Here is an 18,739-nt window from a genome sequence, read left to right as displayed (position 1 = left end):
ATGCGCGACCGCAGGCTCTTGCCGGACCAGGGCGACTGGGACGCGATGCGGGCGGGGTTCCGCTGTGACATTCCCGCGCGCTTCAACATCGCGCGCGCCTGTTGCGACGACTGGGCGGCCGAGGCGCCGGACCGGGTCGCGGTGATCGACGCCAGCGACGGCGACCGGGACTGGACCTATGGCGCGCTGAAAGACGCGTCCGACCGGCTGGCAAGCGTGATGGCGGCCGCGGGCGTGGGGCCGGGCGACCGGGTGGCGGTGCTGTTGCCGCAGGCACCCGCGGTGCTGATCGCGCATTTCGCGGCGATGAAGCTGGGGGCCATCGTGCTGCCGCTGTTCACGCTGTTCGGGCCGGACGCGCTGGAATACCGGCTGGCCGACAGCGGTGCGAAACTGGCGGTGACCGATGCCGAGGGCGCGGCGAAGCTGGCCGGGATCGCGGACCGGCTGCCCGCGCTCGATCACGTGTTTTCGGTCGATGGCGGCCCCGCGCGCGATCTCTGGGCCGAGATCGCCGCCGCCGAGCCGATCCCCGCGCCCCGCGACACCGCCGCCGAGGACCCGGCAGTGCTGATCTACACCTCGGGCACCACCGGCCCGCCCAAGGGCGCGCTGCACGCGCACCGCTTCCTGATCGGCCACCTGCCGTCGATCGAGCTGCACCATCGCGGCTTTCCGCAGGAGGGCGACCGCGGCTGGACGCCGGCCGACTGGGCCTGGATCGGCGGGCTGATGGACATGGCGATGCCCTGCCTTTTCTACGGCGTGCCGCTGGTGGCCTGTCGCATGCGCAAGTTCGACGCCACCGAGGCCTGGGCGTTGATCGACCGGCTGAAGGTGCGCAACCTGTTCCTGCCGCCCACCGCGCTGAAACTCATGCGGCAGGTTCCGGTGCCTACGGGCATCGCCTTGCGCAGCGTGGGATCGGGCGGCGAAAGCCTGGGGCCCGACCTGCTGGCCTGGGGGCGGGACGTGCTGGGCCTGGAGATCTGCGAATTCTACGGCCAGACCGAATGCAACCTCGTCGTCACCTGCGTGCCCGGGCTGATGGACGCGCCCCCGGGCGCGATGGGCCGCGCGACGCCCGGTTTCGACGTGGCGGTGATCGGGCCGGACGGGGCGCCGTTGCCGCCGGGCGGGCTGGGCGAGATCGCGGTGAGGCGCGGCGCGGCCTCGATGTTCCTGGGCTACTGGGGCCAGCCAGACAAGACCGCGGCGAAATTCGCGGGCGACCGGATGCGCACGGGCGACCTGGGGCGGTGCGACGCGGGCGGGCATTTCACCTATGTCTCGCGCGACGACGACGTGATTACCTCCGCGGGCTACCGGATCGGGCCGACCGAGATCGAGACCTGCCTGACAGGCCATCCCGACGTGGTGATGGCCGCCGTGGTGGGCGCGCCCGACCCGGTCAGGACCGAGATCGTGGTGGCCCATGTCGTGCTGCGCGCGGGCGCGGACTGGGACGGTCTGGCCGAGGCGCTGATCCAGCGCGTGCGCGACCACGTCAGCCCCCATGTCGCGCCGCGCAAGGTGATCCGCGCCGACAGCCTGCCGATGACCGCGACCGGCAAGATCATGCGCCGGGCGCTGCGGGGCGGATAGGGCGGGCGCTGACCGGTTTCGCCCTGGCGTTGCCAGGGCGACCCGCCGGGGGGCGCTGCCCCCCCCGACCCCCCGGGATACTTGTGGCCAGAAGAAGGGGCGGGTGCGACGATGAGCGGGCTCGGCCACCGGCCGGGCGAGGATCCGCCGTTTCCTTGGGCACGCAACTGGTCTAAGGACGGGGCCAGCCAAAAAACCGGGTGTTCTCATGTCCGTTTCGATGCTGTCGACCTTCGTCAAGCCGATGCACCCCGAGGGGCGCCGCTTCGTGGCCATCGCCGCTGGGATCACGTTGCTGGCCTTCCTGCTCTGGGCGCCGCTGGGCTGGGTCTGCGCGGGTCTGACGATCTGGGTCTACTACTTCTTCCGCGACCCCGAACGGGTCGTGCCCGACCGCCCCGGAATCATGGTCTCGCCCGCCGACGGGATCGTCTCGCTGATGGGGCGCGCTGTGCCGCCGGCCGAACTGGGCCTGGGCGAGGCGCCGATGATGCGCATCTGCGTCTTCATGTCGGTGTTCAACTGCCATGTGAACCGGTTGCCCGCCGCGGGCCGGGTCACGGCGGTGGCCTACCGGCCGGGCAAGTTCCTGAACGCCTCGCTCGACAAGGCGTCCGAGGACAACGAGCGTAACGGTCTGGCGGTCGAGATGGCGGACGGGCGGCGTTATGGCGTGGTGCAGATCGCCGGGCTGGTCGCGCGCCGCATCCTGTGCTGGACGGCGCAGGGCGACCGGTTGGCCACGGGCGCGCGGTTCGGCCTGATCCGCTTCGGCTCGCGGCTGGATGTCTACCTGCCGGAGGGGGCGGTGCCGCGGGTCGCCATTGGCCAGACCATGGTGGCGGGCGAAACCGTGATCGCGGATCTGGTCGCGGAGCCGCGCCCATGAGACGCTTCGGCCCGCGCAATCCCGACAGCCTGGACCGCGTGCCGGTGCTGCAACTGCTTCCGAACATGGTGACGCTGGCGGGGATGTGCGTGGGTCTCACCTCGATCCGCTTCGCGATGGACGAACGCTTTGGCGTGGCGGTATTCCTGCTGCTGGTGGCGGCCGTGATGGACGGGCTCGACGGGCTGATCGCGCGGCGGCTGCAGGCGACCTCGGAAATCGGGGCGCAGCTCGATTCGCTGTCGGATTTCCTGTGCTTCGGGGTCGCGCCCGGCGTGCTGATCTACCAGTTCCACCTGGCGCCCGCGGGCAGCCTGGGCTGGATCTTCGTGCTGGTCTTCGCCGCCGCGACCTGCCTGCGGCTTGCGCGGTTCAACGTGATGTCCGGCAAGGCACAGGAAGACGACACCGCGAACACGCATTTCGTCGGCGTGCCCGCGCCCGCGGGCGCCATGCTGGCGCTGATGCCGGCCTTTGCGACGCTGGGCGGCGTGGTGGATTTCCACCAGGTGCCGCTTCTGGTGGCGGCCTGGATCGGCGTCGTCGCGCTTTTGATGATCTCCAAGGTGCGGACGCTGTCGCCCAAGTCGATCCGGGTGCCGCGCCGGCTGATCGGGCCGATCATGTTCGCCCTGGTGATCGGGGTCGGGCTGACCTTCTCGCGGCCCTGGGCGCTTTTGCTGGTGCTCGACCTCGTTTACCTGGGCCTGGTGATCCGCAGCTTGGCCGCGGCGCGCTGGCGGTTGTTCGGCTGACGCCCAGGGCAACAGCCGCGCGGCGTCTTTCCGGGCAAAGGGTTTCATCGCCGCACCATGGGCGTCGAGAAAGGCGCGCACCCGGCACGCATCGCGTTTCGAAAGGTCGCGCAGCCACCAGGCCACCGCCTTCTGGATGAACCGGTCGCGGTCCCCGACGTAAGCGGCCGCCCAGCCCAGCACCCGCTCGCGGACGCCCAGGTCGGCGGGCTTGGGGTTCGGCATCTTGGCCCAGGGCAGCGTCATCACCAGCGCGGCGCGGCGGGTCCACATGTGATCCGACCGGGTCCAGCCCGCCACCTCGTCCAGCCGCCCGGGGTCGGCCACCAGCCGTTTCTGCCCGGCGATCGAGGCCGCATCGGCGATCGCCCAGCCATCGAAGTCCGGTACCCAGGAGGCGATCAGCCGCCAGGCCCCCGTGTCGTCGGGGCGTATCCGCGCCTGCGTCAACAGCTTCGCCGCCGCGATCCGCGCCTCGTGGATGTCGCTGTCCCACAGCGCCCCGGCCAGCGCCAACCGTTCCTCCAGCGAGCACGCCGCCCGCCAGCCCTTGGCCAACGCGTCGATCTCGGGGTTTGCCACGCCCAGGTAGACCCGTTGCGCCTTGTTATAGGCCGCCATCTCGGCGGCCTTGGCGGGGTCGGCGTGGGCGGTCAGCTCGGCGAGGGCGTCCTCTGGTGTCATGCTGCGTTCCTGACCCCGGCCCGGCCCCCCGTCAAGCCGGGACCGAGCGTCCCATTCTCCCGCCGGGCGGTCCGGGCTATCGAGGGGACGACCGGGACGGAGGAGCAGGGCGATGGCGCAGGATCGGGTCTGGGTGAGTGCGATCAAGACCGACTCGTCCTTGGTCAAGGGGCTTGAGAAGGACGAGAGCGAACCCGGATGGGTGGCGCTGAACGAACGCCGCGATCCCGCCGAGCAGGACCTACCGGTGCATCTCTATGGCAAATACCGGGACGATCCGCTCAAGGACCTGCCACCGCTGTTCATGGGCGGCAGCGGCATCAGCATGAGCGGCCAGATCGCCGCGCCCATGCTGAACTTCGACCTCGGCCGGACGCTGCTGTTGCCGCTGCGGATTCTCCTCGCCGACCGCACCACCGAGATCGGGGCGGAGCGCGCCTTCTACACGATCCCGCGCTACCACGTCTTCGAGGCGCTGGCGCCCGAGGACAGCCCGGCACTGCGGCAAAGCGAATACGACGATGCACAATGGCTGCTGCCGCGCGCGCCGAAGGATGGCGACGTGGCCGTGAAGCCCCAGGCGCTGGAGGCCCCGGCGATCTGGTTCGACTCCAGGCTGATCAATGGGTTCTTCATGAGCGGCCCGCTGGTCGCCGCCCTGCAGGAGGCGGGCGTGGCGCGATACTGGCAGCTCTTCGAGTGCCGGGTGGTCTGAGGCGCTATTCCACCGTCACCGATTTCGCCAGGTTGCGCGGCTGGTCCACGTCGGTGCCCTTGGCGACCGCCGTGTGATAGGCCAGCAACTGCGCGGGCAGCGCATAGAGGATCGGTGCGAAAAGTTCGGGCGCCTCGGGCAGAACCAGCGTCTGCCAGACGCCCTCGCCCGCCTCGGCCGCGCCTTTCGCGTCGGTGATCAGCAGCACCTTGCCGCCGCGGGCCATCACCTCCTGCATGTTCGACACGGTCTTGTCGAACAGCCGGTCATGGGGGGCCATCACGATCACCGGGACGGTCTTGTCCACCAGCGCGATGGGGCCGTGCTTCAACTCGCCGGATGCATAGCCTTCGGCGTGGATATAGCTGATTTCCTTGAGCTTCAGCGCCCCTTCCAACGCCAGCGGATACATCGTGCCGCGGCCAAGGAACAACACGTCCTCGGCCTCGGCCAGGCGCCGCGCGGTCTCGGCCACCGTGGCCTCGGTGGCCATCGCGGCGTTCAGCCGGCCGGGCATCGAGCGCAGGTCCTGAACATGCGCCGCCAGCGTCGCCGCGTCGAGCGTGCCCCGCTGCCGCGCGGCCTCCAGTGCGACCAGCGCCAGAACGGCCAGCTGGCAGGTGAACGCCTTGGTCGAGGCCACCCCGATCTCGGCGCCGGCCAGGATCGGCAGGGCCAGGTCGCTTTCCCGCGCGATCGAGCTTTCGGCCACGTTGACCACCGAAACGATCCGCTGCGCGCGCCCCGTGCAATAGCGCAGCGCGGCCAGCGTGTCGGCGGTTTCGCCCGATTGCGACACGAAAACGGCCAGCGTGCCCTCGGGGATCGGCGGCTCGCGATAGCGGAACTCGGATGCGATATCGACATCCACCGGCAGGCCCGCCAACTGCTCGATCCAGTATTTGGCGGTCATGCAGGCCAGGTAGGCGGTGCCGCAGGCGACCATGGTCAGCCGGCTGACACCGGTGAAGTCGATGCCGCCCCCGGGCAGGGTGATCTGGCCGGTTTCGCCCAGGTAATGGCGCAGCGCATCGCCCAGAACGGCGGGCTGCTCGGCGATTTCCTTGGCCATGAAATGCTTGTAGCCGCCCTTTTCCACGCGGGTGGCGTCGATCTCGATCGTGCGCACCTCGCGGGTGACGGGCTGGCCCGCCTCGTCGAAGAACGCCGCGCCCGCGCGGGTGATCACCGCGCGGTCGCCTTCCTCCAGATAGGTGATCCGGTGGGTCAGGGGGGCCAGCGCGATGGCGTCCGAGCCGACATACATCTCGCCCTCGCCATGTCCCACGGCCAGCGGGCTGCCCTTGCGCGCGGCGATCATCAGGTCGTCCTCGCCCTCGAACAGGAACAACAGCGCAAAGGCGCCGTCCAGCCGGGCCAGCGTGCGTTCGGCGGCCTCGCGCGGGGACAGGCCGTCGTCCAGGAAGGCCTGCGCCAGGTGCGCCACGGTCTCGGTGTCGGTGTCGCTTTCGAACCCCGCGCCCCGGGCCACCAGCTCGTCGCGCAGCGTGCGGAAATTCTCGATGATCCCGTTATGGACGACCGCGACCCGGCCCGCGCGATGCGGGTGGGCGTTGGCCACCGTGGGCGCGCCATGGGTGGCCCAGCGGGTGTGCCCGATGCCCGACTTGCCCGCCAGCGGGTCGTGCACCAGCAGGTCCGACAGGTTGACCAGCTTGCCCACCGCGCGGCGGCGGTCCAGTTTGCCGTCATTCACCGTGGCCAGCCCCGCGCTGTCATAGCCGCGATATTCCAGCCGCCTGAGCGCCTCGACCAGGATGGGGGCCACCTCGTGATCGCCCAGGACGCCGACTATTCCGCACATGGGTCTACTCGCCTTTCCGCCGGGCCTTCTCGGCCCGCAATCTCTCGAACAGCTTGGTCGCAAGGCCGGGCTTGTTCTCCTGCCGCGCGCGGCCGACCGCCAGCGCGCCGTCGGGCACGTCGCCGGTGATGACCGACCCCGACCCGGTCATCGCGCCCGCGCCCACCCTGACCGGCGCCACCAGCATCGTGTCGGACCCGATGAAGGCCCGCGCGCCGATCTCGGTGCGGTGCTTGAACACGCCGTCGTAATTGCACGTCACGGTGCCGGCGCCGATATTCGCGTGCTCGCCCACCGTGGCATCGCCCACGTAACTCAGGTGGTTGATCTTGGCGCCCTCGGCGACCAGCGCGTTCTTGACCTCGACGAAATTGCCGATGCGCACATCCTCGGCCAGTTCCGCGCCGGGGCGCAGCCGGGCATAGGGCCCCACCACCGCGCCGCGGCTGACATGGGCGCCCTCGAGATGGCTGAAGGCGCGGATGCGGGCGCCCGATTCGACCGTCACGCCGGGGCCGAAGATCACGTTGGGTTCGATCACCGCATCACGGCCCACCACCGTGTCGTAGGCGAAGAACACCGTTTCGGGCGCGACCAGCGTCACGCCGTTCTCCATCGCCTCGGCGCGGGCCCGCGCCTGGAACGCGGCCTCGGCGGCGGCCAGATCGGCGCGGGAATTCACGCCCAGCGTCTCGGCCTCGTCGCAGGTCACCACGCCCGCCGACAGCCCGCGTGCCCGCGCCAGCGCCACGATGTCGGTCAGATAGTATTCGCCCGCCGCGTTGTCGTTGCCGACCTCGGCGATCAGCTCGAACAACAGGCTCGCATCGGCCGCGATCACGCCGGAATTGCACAGCGCAATCGCCCGTTCGGCGGCGCTCGCGTCCTTGTATTCCACGATCCGGTCCAGCTCGTCGCCCGCCATCACCAGGCGCCCGTAACGCCCCGGCTCGGCCGGCTCGAAGCCCAGCACCACGACCGCGTGGCGCGCCCGCGCCTCGGCCATGGCGGCCAGCGTTTCGGGCCGGATGAAGGGCGTGTCGCCGTAAAGGACGATCGCGTCGCCCTCGAACCCGTCCAGCGCGGCGCGGGCCTGGGCGACGGCATGCGCGGTGCCCAGCTGCTCGGGCTGCACCGCGACGGTCACGTCGGGATCCAGGTCCAGCGCGGCCGCCTGCACCGCCTCGGCGCCGTGGCCCGCCACGATCACCGTGCGGGCGGGCTCTACCGCGGCCCCGGCCGCCATCGCATGCGCGATCAGCGGCGCGCCCGCCACCTCGTGCAGCACCTTCGGACGGTCGGACCGCATCCGTGTGCCTTGGCCCGCGGCCAGGATGATCAGCGCTGTCGGCATGGGGTCTGTCGCTCTTTCCTTTTGGACGCATCCCTTTTATCGCGGTTCTGCGGGTGCGCAACCGGCACCCGGATCACTTGGGGTTTCGCTCTGTTTCAGGGGCGGAACGCGCGGGGCGGAGGGGAAATGCGCACGGTCATCTTCGATCTCGACGGCACGCTGGCCGACACCAGCCGCGATCTGATCGACGCGGCGAATGCCTGTTTCGAGGGCGTCGGGCTGGGCCTGCCGCTGGATCCGGTGAAGGATGCCGCCACCGCGTTCCTGGGCGGCCGGGCGATGCTGCGGCTTGCGTTCCAACGGCTGGGCCTGCCCGAGGCCGAAACCGAGATCACCCGACAATTCCCCATCTTTCTGGACCATTACGCCCGCAACATCGACCGCCACACGCGGATGTATCCCGGCGCCATCGACGCGGTGGAACGGCTGCGGGACGAGGGGTTCCGCGTCGGGATCTGCACCAACAAGCCCGAGGCGCTGGCCGAGGACCTGCTGGGACGCCTTGGCGTGCGGCGGCTGTTCGGCTCGCTGGTCGGCGCCGACACGCTGCCCGTGCGCAAACCCGACCCCGCGCCCTATCGCGCGGCGGTGGAACGGGCGGGCGGCGCCGTTGCGCGTTCCATCCTGATCGGCGATTCCGCGACCGACCGGAACACCGCGCGTGCCGCCGGTGTGCCTTGCGTGCTGGTCACCTTCGGCCCCGCAGCCGACGCGATGCCGGGGCTCGACCCCGAGGCGCTGATGGCCGATTACGCCCAGCTTCACGGCCTGGCCGAACGCCTGATCCCGCGCGGGACGGCGCAATGAGCGACCGGTTCACCGGCAGCTTCACCCAGCAGGAACCGATCCCCGAGGACGCGATCGATGCCGCCGTCGCCGTGCTGCGCCACGGCCGGCTGCACCGCTACAACCTCGCCCCCGGCGAGACGGGCGAGGTGGCGCTTCTGGAACAGGAATTCGCGCGGTTCACCGGCGCGCGCTATTGCCTGGCGGTGGCCTCGGGGGGCTATGCGCTGGCCACGGCGCTTCGCGCGCTGGGCGTCGTGCCGGGCCAGCCGGTCCTGACCAACGCCTTCACGCTCGCCCCCGTGCCCGGCGCCATCGCCAGCCTTGGCGCACGCCCCGTTTTCGTCGAGACCACCGCGGACCTGGTGATCGACCTGGGCCACCTGGCCCGGCGTATCGCCGAAACCGGCGCGCGGGTGCTGACGCTCAGCCACATGCGCGGGCATATCTGCGACATGGCGGCACTCATGGCGATCTGCGACGCGGCGGGGGTCACCGTGATCGAGGATTGCGCGCATACCATGGGGGCGGCGTGGAACGGCACGCCCTCGGGGCGGCACGGGGCCATGGGCTGCTATTCCACCCAGACCTACAAGCACTTGAATTCGGGCGAGGGCGGGTTGATCCTGTCGGACGACCCCACGCTGATGGCCCGCGCCATCCTGCTGTCGGGGTCATACATGATGTATGACCGCCACCGCGCCGCGCCGCCCCCCGAGGCGTTCGAGGGGCTGGTGGCCGAGGTGCCCAATGTCTCGGGCCGGATGGATGCGCTTCGCGCGGCGATCCTGCGCCCGCAACTGGCCCGGTTGCCCGACCGGGTGGCACGCTGGAACCGGCTTTACCGCGCGGTCGAGGCCGGGCTTGCGGGGGCACCGGGTATCGCGCTGATCGACCGCCCCGAGGCCGAAGGCTTCGTCGGGTCGTCCTTCCAGTTCCGGCTGCCCGATTTCCGGCCGGACCGGATCGCGGATTTCATCCGGCGCTGCGCCGCCCGGGGGGTCGACCTGAAATGGTTCGGCGCCCCGGCCCCGGCCGGGTTCACCTCGCGCTATGCCCACTGGGCCTGGGCGGCGCCCGAACCGCTGCCGCAGACCGACCAGGTGCTGGCGGGGCTGATCGACCTGCGCCTGCCGCTGACCTTCACCCCGGACGATTGCGCCCGGATCGCCCGCATCATCCGGGAAGAGGCGACCGCCGGCTGAATCGCGGCTTGGCCGGCATGGTCCGCCCCGGTCGCGGGGCCTGTTGCCTTATTCCACGCCCGACCCGTAAAGCGGCACGGTCGAGATCGCCATCTTGGCCGATCCCTGGGCCAGTTCCCGCGCATGCGCCAGGTAGATCAGCGTTCGGTTCGGCGCATCGTAGATACGCTTGACCCGGATCGACTTGAACACGATTGACTGGCGCTCGCGGAACACCTCTTCGCCATCGGGACCCATGTCGATATCGCCGATCTCGATCGGCCCGGTCTGGCGGCAGGCGATCGAGGCGTTCGACGGGTCCTCGAACCAGTTGCCCTGGCTGAGACGGTCCAGAAGCGACCGGTCGAAATAGGTCAGGTGGCAGGTCACGCCCTTTACCTTGGGGTCGTGGACCGCCTCGATGATGATGTCGTTGCCGGTCCAGTCGACGCCCACGCGCCCGACTTCCTCGGCAGGGGCGGCCAGCGGCAGGGCGGCAAGCAGCGCGGCGAACAGGGCAGGGCGTCTCATGGCGGCTCCTCCGGGTGGTTGCGCGCCAAAGGTAAGCACCCCGCCGGCCGGTTGCCACCGTTTCAACCCGGCGCCCCCGGTCCGCGCCCGGCCCGTGCGGCAATATGTGCGCCACCCCGCGCTATCGGGAATCGGTTCGGCCGTGCTGAACTCACCCCATGGTTGAGTAAAAAGGAGATTGGCCATGCCCATGCCCATTCCCGTCCGGGGACAAATCGTTTTGTACCAACACGCGAATTTGCGCGGCGCGTCGAGACATGTCTTCAACGAGTGCAACCGGCTTACGGATTTGAACTTTAATGACACGGTCTCCAGTTTCGTCGTGCTTTCGGGCTATTGGCGGTTCTACCAGCATGCCAATTATGGCGGCTGCTACGCCCCGATCCTGGGGCCCGGCATCTACAATTCCTGCCGGCATTTCGGCATTCCGAACGACCAGATTTCGTCCCTGCGCTGCTAGGCGGCCCATCCATTCGGTTTGGTGATCCAGAGGCCCGCGCCCGCATGCTGGCGCGGGCCTCGTCCTGTCGGGGCTGTCGCGTGGCGATTGACGCCGCACCCGGCCCGGTGCTATTTAATGAACAAGCGTTCAATAAGCGCAGCGGAGGAGGCCCCACATGTTCACCGCCACCATGGATTTCGACCTCGACGAGGATACCGCCGCCCTGCGCGACATGGTGCATCGCTGGGCGCAGGAACGGGTGCGCCCGATGGCCGCCCAGATCGACAAGACCAACGATTTCCCCGCCGAGCTGTGGCGCGAGATGGGCGAGCTGGGCCTTCTGGGCATCACCGTGCCCGAGGAATACGGCGGTGCGGGCATGTCCTATCTCGCCCACACCATCGCCATCGAGGAAATCGCCCGCGCGTCGGCCAGCGTTTCGCTGTCCTACGGGGCGCATTCGAACCTGTGCGTGAACCAGATCAAGCTGAACGGCACCGAGGAGCAGAAGCGGAAATACCTGCCGAAGCTCTTGAGCGGCGAACATGTCGGTGCGCTCGCCATGTCCGAGGCGGGCGCCGGGTCCGACGTCGTGTCGATGAAGCTGCGCGCCGAGAAGAAGAACGGCTATTACACGCTGAACGGCACGAAATACTGGATCACCAACGGCCCCGACGCCGAAACGCTGGTGGTCTATGCCAAGACCGACCCGGAGGCGGGGCCCAAGGGCATCACCGCCTTCATCATCGAGAAATCCATGAAGGGGTTTTCCACCTCTCCGCATTTCGACAAGCTCGGGATGCGTGGGTCCAACACCGGAGAGCTGATCTTCGACGACGTGGAAGTCCCCTTCGAGAACGTCCTTGGCGAGGAGGGCAAGGGCGTTCGGGTGCTGATGTCGGGCCTCGACTACGAACGCGTGGTCCTGGCGGGCATCGGCACCGGTATCATGGCCGCCTGCCTGGACGAGATCATGCCCTACATGCGCGACCGCAAGCAGTTCGGCGAAAGCATCGGGAATTTCCAGCTGATGCAGGCCAAGATCGCCGACATGTACACGGCGATGAACAGCGCGCGGGCCTATGTCTACGCGGTTGCACGATCTTGTGATCGCGGCGCGGTGACGCGGCAGGACGCCGCCGCCTGCGTGCTTTACGCCTCCGAAGAGGCGATGAAACAGGCCCACCAGGCCGTGCAAGCCATGGGCGGGGCTGGATTTTTGGCCGATTCAGCGGTCAGCCGCCTGTTCCGCGACGCCAAGCTGATGGAGATCGGCGCAGGCACGTCCGAGATCCGGCGGATGCTGGTGGGGCGTGAACTCATGAAGGCGATGGGGTAAAGGTGACTTATACAGTCAACTTTATGAGGTGATCCCATGCGACTCCCCCTGATCCTTGCCGCCTGCCTGGCCGCAGCCCCCGCCGCCGCCCAGGAGGTCAAGTTCTCGCCCGACGCCACGCTCGACTGCATGGAAAAACAGCGCCTGCCCGGCGCCGATGACACCTGCATCGGCGAATCCGCGCGGGTCTGTTTCCAGCGCATGAAGAACCCCAGCAATTCCGATATCGCCGCCTGCATGGGCAAGGAATCCGAATACTGGAAGGGCCGTCTGGACGCCGCCTATGACCGCATGGTGGAACTGGCCAAGGTGGCCGATGCCGAGTTCGAAAAGACCGCCAAATCGAAGGACATCCCCTTCAGCCTGGTGGAGGATCTGGCGATCCAGCAGGAGAAATGGGGCGACTGGCGCGAGATCCGCTGCGCGGTCGAGGCCATGATGCGCCGCGGCACGCCCTACACGATGACGGCCGCCGCCAGCTGCACGATGAAACGCATGGGCGAACAGGCGCTCTTCATGGAAAGCGCCGTGACCTACATGGAAACCAAGTAAGCCTGCCCGCGCGCGGCCCCGGGGGAGGGGGCCGCGCAGCGCGGGCGCACAGGGAGGAGCGGGACAATGGGAACGGCTTGCGCGATGACTTCCGCCTGCGCGGGGGATCGGCGATGAAACTGACCTCCGCCGCCGTCCCGGGCTCCGAGGCGTTCCAGGCCAATCGCGCCGCCCATCTCGACGCGCTGCGCGTGGTTCGCGAGGCCGCCGCGCTGGCCGCCGCGGGCGGCGGGTCCAAGGCGCGCGACCGGCACCTCGCGCGCGGCAAGATGCTGCCCCGCGAGCGGGTGGCGAACCTGCTCGACCCCGGCGCGCCCTTCCTCGAAATCGGCGCGACCGCCGCCCATGGCCTTTACGACGGCGCCGCCCCCTGCGCGGGCGTGATCGCGGGCATCGGCCGCGTCCACGGGACCGAGGTCATGGTGGTCTGCAACGATGCCACGGTAAAGGGCGGCACCTACTACCCGATGACGGTCAAGAAACACCTCCGCGCGCAGGAAATCGCCGAGGAATGCGCGCTGCCCTGCGTTTACCTGGTGGATTCGGGCGGCGCCAACCTGCCGAACCAGGACGAGGTCTTCCCCGACCGCGACCATTTCGGCCGCATCTTCTACAACCAGGCCCGGATGTCGGCCAAGGGGATCCCCCAGATCGCCGTGGTCATGGGAAGTTGCACCGCGGGCGGCGCCTATGTCCCGGCCATGTCGGACGTGACCATCATCGTGCGCGAACAGGGCACGATCTTCCTTGCCGGGCCACCGCTGGTGAAGGCCGCGACCGGCGAGGTGGTGACAGCCGAGGACCTCGGCGGCGGCGACGTCCACACGCGGCTGTCCGGCGTGGCCGACTACCTGGCCGAGGATGACGCCCACGCGCTCGCGCTCGCCCGCCGCGCGGTCAGCCATCTGAACCGGGAAAAACCGCAAACCGTCCGCTGGGAAACCCCCGAAGACCCCGCCTACGACCCCGAGGAACTGCTGGGCGTGGTCCCCGCCGACCTGCGCACCCCCTACGATATCCGCGAGGTGATCGCGCGCCTCGTCGACGGCTCGCGCTTCGACGAGTTCAAGCCGCGCTTCGGCGAAACCCTCGTCACCGGCTTCGCCCATGTCATGGGCTGCCCGGTCGGCATCATCGCCAATAACGGCGTCCTCTTCTCCGAAGCCGCCCAGAAAGGCGCGCATTTCGTCGAACTCTGCAGCCAACGCGGCACGCCGCTTGTGTTCCTGCAGAACATCACCGGCTTCATGGTCGGCCGGAAATACGAAAACGAAGGCATCGCGCGCCACGGCGCCAAGATGGTCACCGCCGTCGCCACCACATCGGTCCCCAAGATCACCATGATCGTCGGCGGGTCTTTCGGCGCCGGGAACTACGGCATGGCCGGCCGCGCCTACCAGCCGCGCTTCCTGTGGTCCTGGCCGAACTCGCGCATCAGCGTCATGGGCGGCGAACAGGCCGCGGGCGTGCTGGCCACCGTGAAACGCGACGCCATCGAACGGTCGGGCGGCACCTGGTCCCCCGAGGAGGAAGCCGAATTCAAGCGCCCCACCATCGAGATGTTCGAGGCCCAAAGCCACCCGCTCTACGCCTCGGCGCGGCTCTGGGATGACGGCATCGTGGACCCCCGCAAGTCCCGCGCGGTCCTCGCCCTCTCGCTTTCCGCCGCGCTCAACACCCCGATTCCCGAAACCCGCTTCGGCGTCTTCAGGATGTAACCCCATGCCCTTTTTCTTGGTCCAAATACTCCGGGGGGCGCGGGGGGCTGGCCCCCCGCCATGGTCCGGCAAGAGGTGAACATGTTCCGCAAACTCCTGATCGCCAACCGTGGCGAGATCGCGTGCCGGATCATAGAAACGGCGCACCGGATGGGCGTTGCCACCGTCGCCGTCCATTCCGAGGCGGACGAACTGGCCCGCCACGTGGCGCTGGCCGATCAGGCCGTGCCCATCGGCCCGCCGCCGCCTGCCGAAAGCTACCTGCAAGGCGCGCGGATCATCGAGGCGGCGCAGGCCACGGGGGCCGAGGCGATCCACCCGGGCTATGGGTTCCTCTCCGAGAACCCCGATTTCGTCGAGGCCGTGGAGCGGGCGGGCCTGACCTTCATCGGCCCCTCGGCCAAGGCGATCCGCGCCATGGGCCTCAAGGACGCGGCCAAGGCGCTGATGGAACAGGCCGGCGTGCCGGTCGTGCCGGGCTATCACGGGGAAAACCAGGACGACGCGCACCTTTCCGGCGCGGCCGAGGCGATCGGCTATCCCGTGCTCATCAAGGCCGTCGCGGGCGGCGGCGGCAAGGGGATGCGCAAGGTGATCCGCGCGGCCGAGTTCCCCGCCGCCCTCGCCGCCGCACGGTCCGAGGCCCGAAATGCCTTCGGCAATGACGCGGTGCTGATCGAGAAATATATCGAGCAGCCCCGCCATATCGAGGTGCAGGTCTTCGGCGACGGCACGGACGCCGTCCACCTCTTTGAGCGCGACTGTTCGCTGCAACGCCGCCACCAGAAGGTCATCGAAGAGGCCCCGGCGCCCGGCATGACCCCCGAGATGCGCGCGGCCATGGGCGATGCGGCGGTCCGGGCGGCCAAGGCCATCGGCTACAAGGGCGCCGGAACCATCGAATTCATCGTCGACGGCTCGGACGGGCTGCACCCCGACCGGTTCTGGTTCATGGAAATGAACACGCGGCTCCAGGTCGAGCATCCCGTGACCGAGGCCGTCACCGGGCTCGACCTCGTGGAATGGCAACTCCGCGTGGCCGCCGGCGAGGGGCTGCCGCTGACCCAGGACCAGATCCCGCTGAACGGCCACGCCTTCGAGGCGCGGCTTTACGCCGAGGACGTGCCCGCCGGATTTCTGCCAGCCACCGGCACGCTCGCCCACCTCGCCTTCCCCCCCGGCATCCGCGCCGACACGGGCGTGCGCAGCAGCGACGCGATCAGCCCGTTCTATGACCCGATGATCGCCAAGATCATCGCCCATGGCCCCACTCGCGCGGTGGCGCTGAACCGGCTGGCCCGCGCGCTGGAGGATACCCGGGTCGCCGGGACCACCACCAACCTCGCCTTCCTGGGCGCGCTGGCCCGCCACCCCGGTTTCGCGCGTGGCGAGGTCGACACCGGCCTGATCGAGCGTGATCTGTCCACGCTGACCGCCGCAACCGGCCCCTCGCGGGCGGTCCAGGCCGCCGCGATGCTGGAGGCCGCCGCCCCGCCCGACGGCCCGCTTGCGGGTTTCACCCTCTGGGCACCCTTGCGCCGCACGCTGACGCTGGCCCATGCGGGCGACGAGATCACCGGCGCGGTGCTGGTCCACGGCCCGGGCCGCGCCACGGTCGAGATCGACGGCGACACCCTAGAGGCGCATCGCGACGCGGGCGGCTGGCGTATCGCGGGCGCCTCGCCGGGCCAGGTCGCCCGCGCGGGCGGTGCGATTCATGTCTTCGCGGGCGCGGCGGGCACGTTCTCCTTCACGTCGCTCGACCCGCTCGACCGTGCGGCCGCCGCCGCCGCCCATTCCGGCCTGATCGAGGCGCCCATGCCGGGCCTCGTCAAATCCGTCATGGTGGGCGCGGGCGAGGCCGTGACAACCGGCCAGCCGCTCGCCATCCTCGAGGCGATGAAGATGGAACACACCCTCACCGCGCCCCGCGACGGCACCGTGGCCGAGGTGATGGCCACAGCCGGCGCCCAGGTCGAGGCCGGGGCCGCGCTGATCCGGCTGGACGAGGAGGACACCGAATGATCCGCCTTCACCACTGCCCGCAGGCGCGGTCCTTCCGCACGCTCTGGCTGATGCACGAGATGGGGCTGGACTTCGACATCCGGCACTACTCGTTCTTCGACCGCTCGCTGCGCCATCCCGATTACCTGGCGCTGTCGCCCGCGGGCCGGGTGCCCGCGCTGGAAATCGACGGGCGGGTTCTGTTCGAGTCGGGCGCGATCACCGAATACCTGGTCGAAACCCGGCCCGACTGCGGCCTCGGCCGCTTCCCGGGCGAGGAGGAGCGCGCCGACTGGCTGGAATGGCTGCATTTCGCCGAAACCATCGGCCAGCACCTCGCGATCCTGACCCAGCAGCATATCGCCCTGCGCGAGGACTGGATGCGCAGCCCCACCGTGATGCGGCTGGAAGCCAAGCGGCTGGAAAAGGCGCTGGAGGTTGTCGACCGCGCGCTGGAAGGGCGCGACTGGCTGTTGCCCTCGGGGTTCTCGGCGGTGGATACCAACCTGGGCTACGGCGTGATGATCGCGCGCCGCTTCGTGCCTGCCGACCTGCTGCCCGGGGTGGACGCCTATTACCACCGCCTCGCCGCGCGCCCCGCCTTCCAGAAGGCTATGGGCGAGGACGGCACGCCCGAGATCTATACCCGCGATTTCTACGGGCCGCCCGATGCCTGAGCGGGTCGAAATCTTCGAGGTCGGCCCCCGCGACGGGCTGCAGAACGAGAAACGCCCGATCCCCACCGCGGACAAGATCGCGCTGATCGACACGCTGTCGCGCGCAGGGTTCCGGCGGATCGAGGTCGCCAGTTTCGTCTCGCCGAAATGGGTGCCGCAGATGGCCGACGGGGCCGAGGTGCTGGCGGGCATCACCCGCGCGCCGGGCGTGCGCTACGCCGCGCTGACCCCCAATATCAAGGGCTATGACCGCGCCCGGGCGGCCCGCGCCGACGAGATCGCCATTTTCGGCGCGGCGTCCGAGGGCTTCAGCCGCGCCAATATCAACGCCACCATCGCCGAAAGCCTGGACCGCTTCGCCCCCGTGGCCGAGGCGGCGCGCGCCGACGGGATACCGGTGCGCGGCTACATCTCCTGCGTGACCGATTGCCCCTATGACGGCCCGACCGCGCCCGGCAAGGTGGCCGAGGTCGCCGAACGCCTGCTGGCGCTGGGCTGCTACGAGATATCCTTGGGCGACACGATCGGGCAGGGCACGCCCGACACCGTGACCGCGATGCTGCGCGCGGTGCTGGACGTCGCCCCCCCCGACCGGCTGGCGGGGCATTTCCACGACACGGGCGGCCGGGCGCTGGCCAATATCGAGGCGTCGCTGGACCTGGGCCTGCGGGTCTTCGACGCCGCCGTGGGGGGGCTGGGCGGCTGCCCCTATGCAAGGGGCGCGACCGGCAATGTCGCGACCGAGGCGGTGGCCGACCGTCTGGCGGCGCTGGGCTATGAAACGGGCCTGGACCGCGATGTGATCGCCGCGGCGGCCGACATGGCCCGCGCGATGCGGACAAGCGAGGGAGATCAGCGCGATGCGTGAGGAACTGGGGGTCGCCATCGACGACCGCGGCGTGGCACGGCTGACGCTGAACCGCGTCGACAAGCACAACGCCCTGTCCGAAAGCCTGATCGCCGCCCTGCACGAGGCCGCCGACCGCCTGGGCGCCAACCCGGACGTGCGCGCCGTCGTGCTGACGGGCAACGGCGCCAGTTTCTGCGCGGGGGGCGATCTGGCCTGGATGCAGGCGCAGATGGCCGCCGATGCCGACACCCGCGCCGCGGCCGCCCGCCGCCTTGCGCGGATGCTGGGCGCGCTCAACACCCTGCCCAAGCCGCTGATCGGCCGGGTGCAGGGCCAGGCCTTCGGGGGCGGGGTGGGGCTGATCTCGGTCTGCGACGTGGCGGTGGCCGTCAACACCGCGCGTTTCGCCCTGACCGAAACGCGGCTGGGGCTGATCCCGGCCACCATCGGCCCCTATGTCGCCGCCCGCCTGGGCGAGGCGGCGGCGCGGCGGGTCTTCCTGTCGGGTCGGCGTTTTGATGCGGGCGAGGCGGTGGCGCTGGGCCTTCTGGCCCGCGCCGTCCCCGAGGCCGAACTGGACGCCGCGACCGAGGCCGAGATCGCGCCCTACCTGGCCTGCGCGCCGGGGGCCGTCGCGCGCGCCAAGGCGCAGCTGCGCGCGCTGGGCCCGCGCATCGACGACGCGGTGATCGAGGACAGCATCCGCCGCCTGGTGGACGCCTGGGAAAGCGACGAGGCGGCCGAGGGAATCGCGGCCTTTTTCGGCCGGCGCAGGCCGCGCTGGGCCCCGGGCGAGGCCGGTTGACCGGACCGCAAAGGCCCCCGAATC

17 protein-coding genes and 1 pseudogene are annotated in these 18,739 nt (G+C 69.8%); 14 read left to right on the top strand and 4 right to left on the bottom strand.

Annotated features, from left to right (window positions below; all coding sequences use genetic code 11):
- From EV662_RS04135 to EV662_RS19840, 3 genes are all read left to right on the top strand, one after another.
- Entirely contained in the window at positions 1 to 1,605 is a 1,605-nt protein-coding gene (locus tag EV662_RS04135; RefSeq protein WP_243695762.1) for an AMP-binding protein, read from the top strand.
- 208 nt (positions 1,606 to 1,813) lie between these two features.
- Positions 1,814 to 2,494 (top strand): phosphatidylserine decarboxylase, encoded by a 681-nt coding sequence (locus EV662_RS04130; protein ID WP_132460880.1) that lies wholly within the window; start codon positions 1,814 to 1,816, stop codon positions 2,492 to 2,494.
- Positions 2,491 to 3,249: a CDP-alcohol phosphatidyltransferase family protein gene (locus tag EV662_RS19840; protein ID WP_165915514.1), complete on the top strand. Its 759-nt coding sequence runs from the start codon at positions 2,491 to 2,493 to the stop codon at positions 3,247 to 3,249. Before EV662_RS04130 ends, EV662_RS19840 begins: the two co-directional genes overlap by 4 nt.
- A gap of 9 nt (positions 3,250 to 3,258) precedes the next feature.
- Here the strand turns inward: EV662_RS19840 and EV662_RS19835 are convergent.
- Positions 3,259 to 3,933, bottom strand: a pseudogene (locus EV662_RS19835) (DNA alkylation repair protein); the annotation flags it as partial.
- Positions 3,934 to 4,045: 112 nt separating this feature from the next.
- Between EV662_RS19835 and EV662_RS04120 the strand changes: the two are divergent.
- On the top strand, positions 4,046 to 4,648 hold the full coding sequence (locus EV662_RS04120) for a hypothetical protein (protein WP_132460878.1): 603 nt from the start codon (positions 4,046 to 4,048) through the stop codon (positions 4,646 to 4,648).
- Positions 4,649 to 4,652: 4 nt separating this feature from the next.
- Here the strand turns inward: EV662_RS04120 and glmS are convergent, their stop codons facing one another.
- Complete coding sequence (gene glmS, locus EV662_RS04115; protein ID WP_132460877.1) at positions 4,653 to 6,473, bottom strand: glutamine--fructose-6-phosphate transaminase (isomerizing); 1,821 nt, start codon at positions 6,471 to 6,473, stop codon at positions 4,653 to 4,655.
- A 4-nt stretch (positions 6,474 to 6,477) separates the two neighbouring features.
- Positions 6,478 to 7,827 (bottom strand): bifunctional UDP-N-acetylglucosamine diphosphorylase/glucosamine-1-phosphate N-acetyltransferase GlmU, encoded by a 1,350-nt coding sequence (gene glmU / locus EV662_RS04110; protein ID WP_132460876.1) that lies wholly within the window; start codon positions 7,825 to 7,827, stop codon positions 6,478 to 6,480.
- A gap of 126 nt (positions 7,828 to 7,953) precedes the next feature.
- Here glmU and EV662_RS04105 point away from each other — a divergent pair, with 126 nt between their 5' ends.
- Together EV662_RS04105 and EV662_RS04100 are read left to right on the top strand one after the other, a co-directional pair.
- Positions 7,954 to 8,634 (top strand): HAD-IA family hydrolase, encoded by a 681-nt coding sequence (locus EV662_RS04105; RefSeq protein WP_132460875.1) that lies wholly within the window; start codon positions 7,954 to 7,956, stop codon positions 8,632 to 8,634.
- Positions 8,631 to 9,818 carry a DegT/DnrJ/EryC1/StrS family aminotransferase gene (locus tag EV662_RS04100; RefSeq protein ID WP_132460874.1) on the top strand — a complete coding sequence of 396 codons (1,188 nt, stop codon included), beginning with the start codon at positions 8,631 to 8,633 and terminating at the stop codon, positions 9,816 to 9,818. The genes EV662_RS04105 and EV662_RS04100 overlap by 4 nt, the downstream gene beginning before the upstream one ends.
- 48 nt (positions 9,819 to 9,866) lie before the next feature.
- Here EV662_RS04100 and EV662_RS04095 read toward each other — a convergent pair whose 3' ends face one another.
- On the bottom strand, positions 9,867 to 10,328 hold the full coding sequence (locus tag EV662_RS04095) for a CreA family protein (protein WP_132460873.1): 462 nt from the start codon (positions 10,326 to 10,328) through the stop codon (positions 9,867 to 9,869).
- A 184-nt stretch (positions 10,329 to 10,512) separates the two neighbouring features.
- Here EV662_RS04095 and EV662_RS04090 point away from each other — a divergent pair, with 184 nt between their 5' ends.
- The 8 genes from EV662_RS04090 to EV662_RS04055 all read left to right on the top strand — a co-directional run bounded on the left by EV662_RS04090 (position 10,513) and on the right by EV662_RS04055 (position 18,715).
- Positions 10,513 to 10,788, top strand: a complete 276-nt coding sequence (locus tag EV662_RS04090) for a beta/gamma crystallin family protein (protein WP_132460872.1) — start codon at positions 10,513 to 10,515, stop codon at positions 10,786 to 10,788.
- A 157-nt stretch (positions 10,789 to 10,945) separates the two neighbouring features.
- Positions 10,946 to 12,109 carry an isovaleryl-CoA dehydrogenase gene (locus tag EV662_RS04085; protein ID WP_132460871.1) on the top strand — a complete coding sequence of 388 codons (1,164 nt, stop codon included), beginning with the start codon at positions 10,946 to 10,948 and terminating at the stop codon, positions 12,107 to 12,109.
- 36 nt (positions 12,110 to 12,145) lie between these two features.
- Positions 12,146 to 12,661, top strand: coding sequence for a lysozyme inhibitor LprI family protein (locus EV662_RS04080; RefSeq protein WP_132460870.1), 516 nt, complete (start codon positions 12,146 to 12,148; stop codon positions 12,659 to 12,661).
- A 113-nt stretch (positions 12,662 to 12,774) separates the two neighbouring features.
- On the top strand, positions 12,775 to 14,379 hold the full coding sequence (locus EV662_RS04075; RefSeq protein WP_132460869.1) for a carboxyl transferase domain-containing protein: 1,605 nt from the start codon (positions 12,775 to 12,777) through the stop codon (positions 14,377 to 14,379).
- Positions 14,380 to 14,460: 81 nt separating this feature from the next.
- The gene (locus EV662_RS04070; protein WP_132460868.1) at positions 14,461 to 16,404 is read left to right on the top strand and encodes an acetyl-CoA carboxylase biotin carboxylase subunit; all 1,944 of its coding nucleotides are present in this window, start codon (positions 14,461 to 14,463) and stop codon (positions 16,402 to 16,404) included.
- Entirely contained in the window at positions 16,401 to 17,060 is a 660-nt protein-coding gene (locus EV662_RS04065) for a glutathione S-transferase family protein (RefSeq protein WP_132460867.1), read from the top strand. The genes EV662_RS04070 and EV662_RS04065 overlap by 4 nt, the downstream gene beginning before the upstream one ends.
- The gene (locus tag EV662_RS04060; protein ID WP_132460866.1) at positions 17,053 to 17,928 is read left to right on the top strand and encodes a hydroxymethylglutaryl-CoA lyase; all 876 of its coding nucleotides are present in this window, start codon (positions 17,053 to 17,055) and stop codon (positions 17,926 to 17,928) included. Before EV662_RS04065 ends, EV662_RS04060 begins: the two co-directional genes overlap by 8 nt.
- On the top strand, positions 17,921 to 18,715 hold the full coding sequence (locus tag EV662_RS04055) for a crotonase/enoyl-CoA hydratase family protein (RefSeq protein WP_132460865.1): 795 nt from the start codon (positions 17,921 to 17,923) through the stop codon (positions 18,713 to 18,715). Before EV662_RS04060 ends, EV662_RS04055 begins: the two co-directional genes overlap by 8 nt.
- Positions 18,716 to 18,739: the final 24 nt, after the last annotated feature.

The organism is Rhodovulum marinum (genome assembly GCF_004343075.1).
GTDB lineage: Bacteria > Pseudomonadota > Alphaproteobacteria > Rhodobacterales > Rhodobacteraceae > Rhodovulum > Rhodovulum marinum.
This window is presented reverse-complemented; position numbering and strand designations above follow the sequence as displayed.

What these genes read in the sequence shown, in the direction of transcription:
- EV662_RS04135 (WP_243695762.1), top strand. Translation starts at nt 1, where the DNA reads ATGCGCGACCGCAGGCTCTTGCCGGACCAGGGCGACTGGGACGCGATG.
- EV662_RS04130 (WP_132460880.1), top strand. Translation starts at nt 1,814, where the DNA reads ATGTCCGTTTCGATGCTGTCGACCTTCGTCAAGCCGATGCACCCCGAG.
- EV662_RS19840 (WP_165915514.1), top strand. Translation starts at nt 2,491, where the DNA reads ATGAGACGCTTCGGCCCGCGCAATCCCGACAGCCTGGACCGCGTGCCG.
- EV662_RS04120 (WP_132460878.1), top strand. Translation starts at nt 4,046, where the DNA reads ATGGCGCAGGATCGGGTCTGGGTGAGTGCGATCAAGACCGACTCGTCC.
- glmS (WP_132460877.1), bottom strand. Translation starts at nt 6,473, where the DNA reads ATGTGCGGAATAGTCGGCGTCCTGGGCGATCACGAGGTGGCCCCCATC.
- glmU (WP_132460876.1), bottom strand. Translation starts at nt 7,827, where the DNA reads ATGCCGACAGCGCTGATCATCCTGGCCGCGGGCCAAGGCACACGGATG.
- EV662_RS04105 (WP_132460875.1), top strand. Translation starts at nt 7,954, where the DNA reads ATGCGCACGGTCATCTTCGATCTCGACGGCACGCTGGCCGACACCAGC.
- EV662_RS04100 (WP_132460874.1), top strand. Translation starts at nt 8,631, where the DNA reads ATGAGCGACCGGTTCACCGGCAGCTTCACCCAGCAGGAACCGATCCCC.
- EV662_RS04095 (WP_132460873.1), bottom strand. Translation starts at nt 10,328, where the DNA reads ATGAGACGCCCTGCCCTGTTCGCCGCGCTGCTTGCCGCCCTGCCGCTG.
- EV662_RS04090 (WP_132460872.1), top strand. Translation starts at nt 10,513, where the DNA reads ATGCCCATGCCCATTCCCGTCCGGGGACAAATCGTTTTGTACCAACAC.
- EV662_RS04085 (WP_132460871.1), top strand. Translation starts at nt 10,946, where the DNA reads ATGTTCACCGCCACCATGGATTTCGACCTCGACGAGGATACCGCCGCC.
- EV662_RS04080 (WP_132460870.1), top strand. Translation starts at nt 12,146, where the DNA reads ATGCGACTCCCCCTGATCCTTGCCGCCTGCCTGGCCGCAGCCCCCGCC.
- EV662_RS04075 (WP_132460869.1), top strand. Translation starts at nt 12,775, where the DNA reads ATGAAACTGACCTCCGCCGCCGTCCCGGGCTCCGAGGCGTTCCAGGCC.
- EV662_RS04070 (WP_132460868.1), top strand. Translation starts at nt 14,461, where the DNA reads ATGTTCCGCAAACTCCTGATCGCCAACCGTGGCGAGATCGCGTGCCGG.
- EV662_RS04065 (WP_132460867.1), top strand. Translation starts at nt 16,401, where the DNA reads ATGATCCGCCTTCACCACTGCCCGCAGGCGCGGTCCTTCCGCACGCTC.
- EV662_RS04060 (WP_132460866.1), top strand. Translation starts at nt 17,053, where the DNA reads ATGCCTGAGCGGGTCGAAATCTTCGAGGTCGGCCCCCGCGACGGGCTG.
- EV662_RS04055 (WP_132460865.1), top strand. Translation starts at nt 17,921, where the DNA reads ATGCGTGAGGAACTGGGGGTCGCCATCGACGACCGCGGCGTGGCACGG.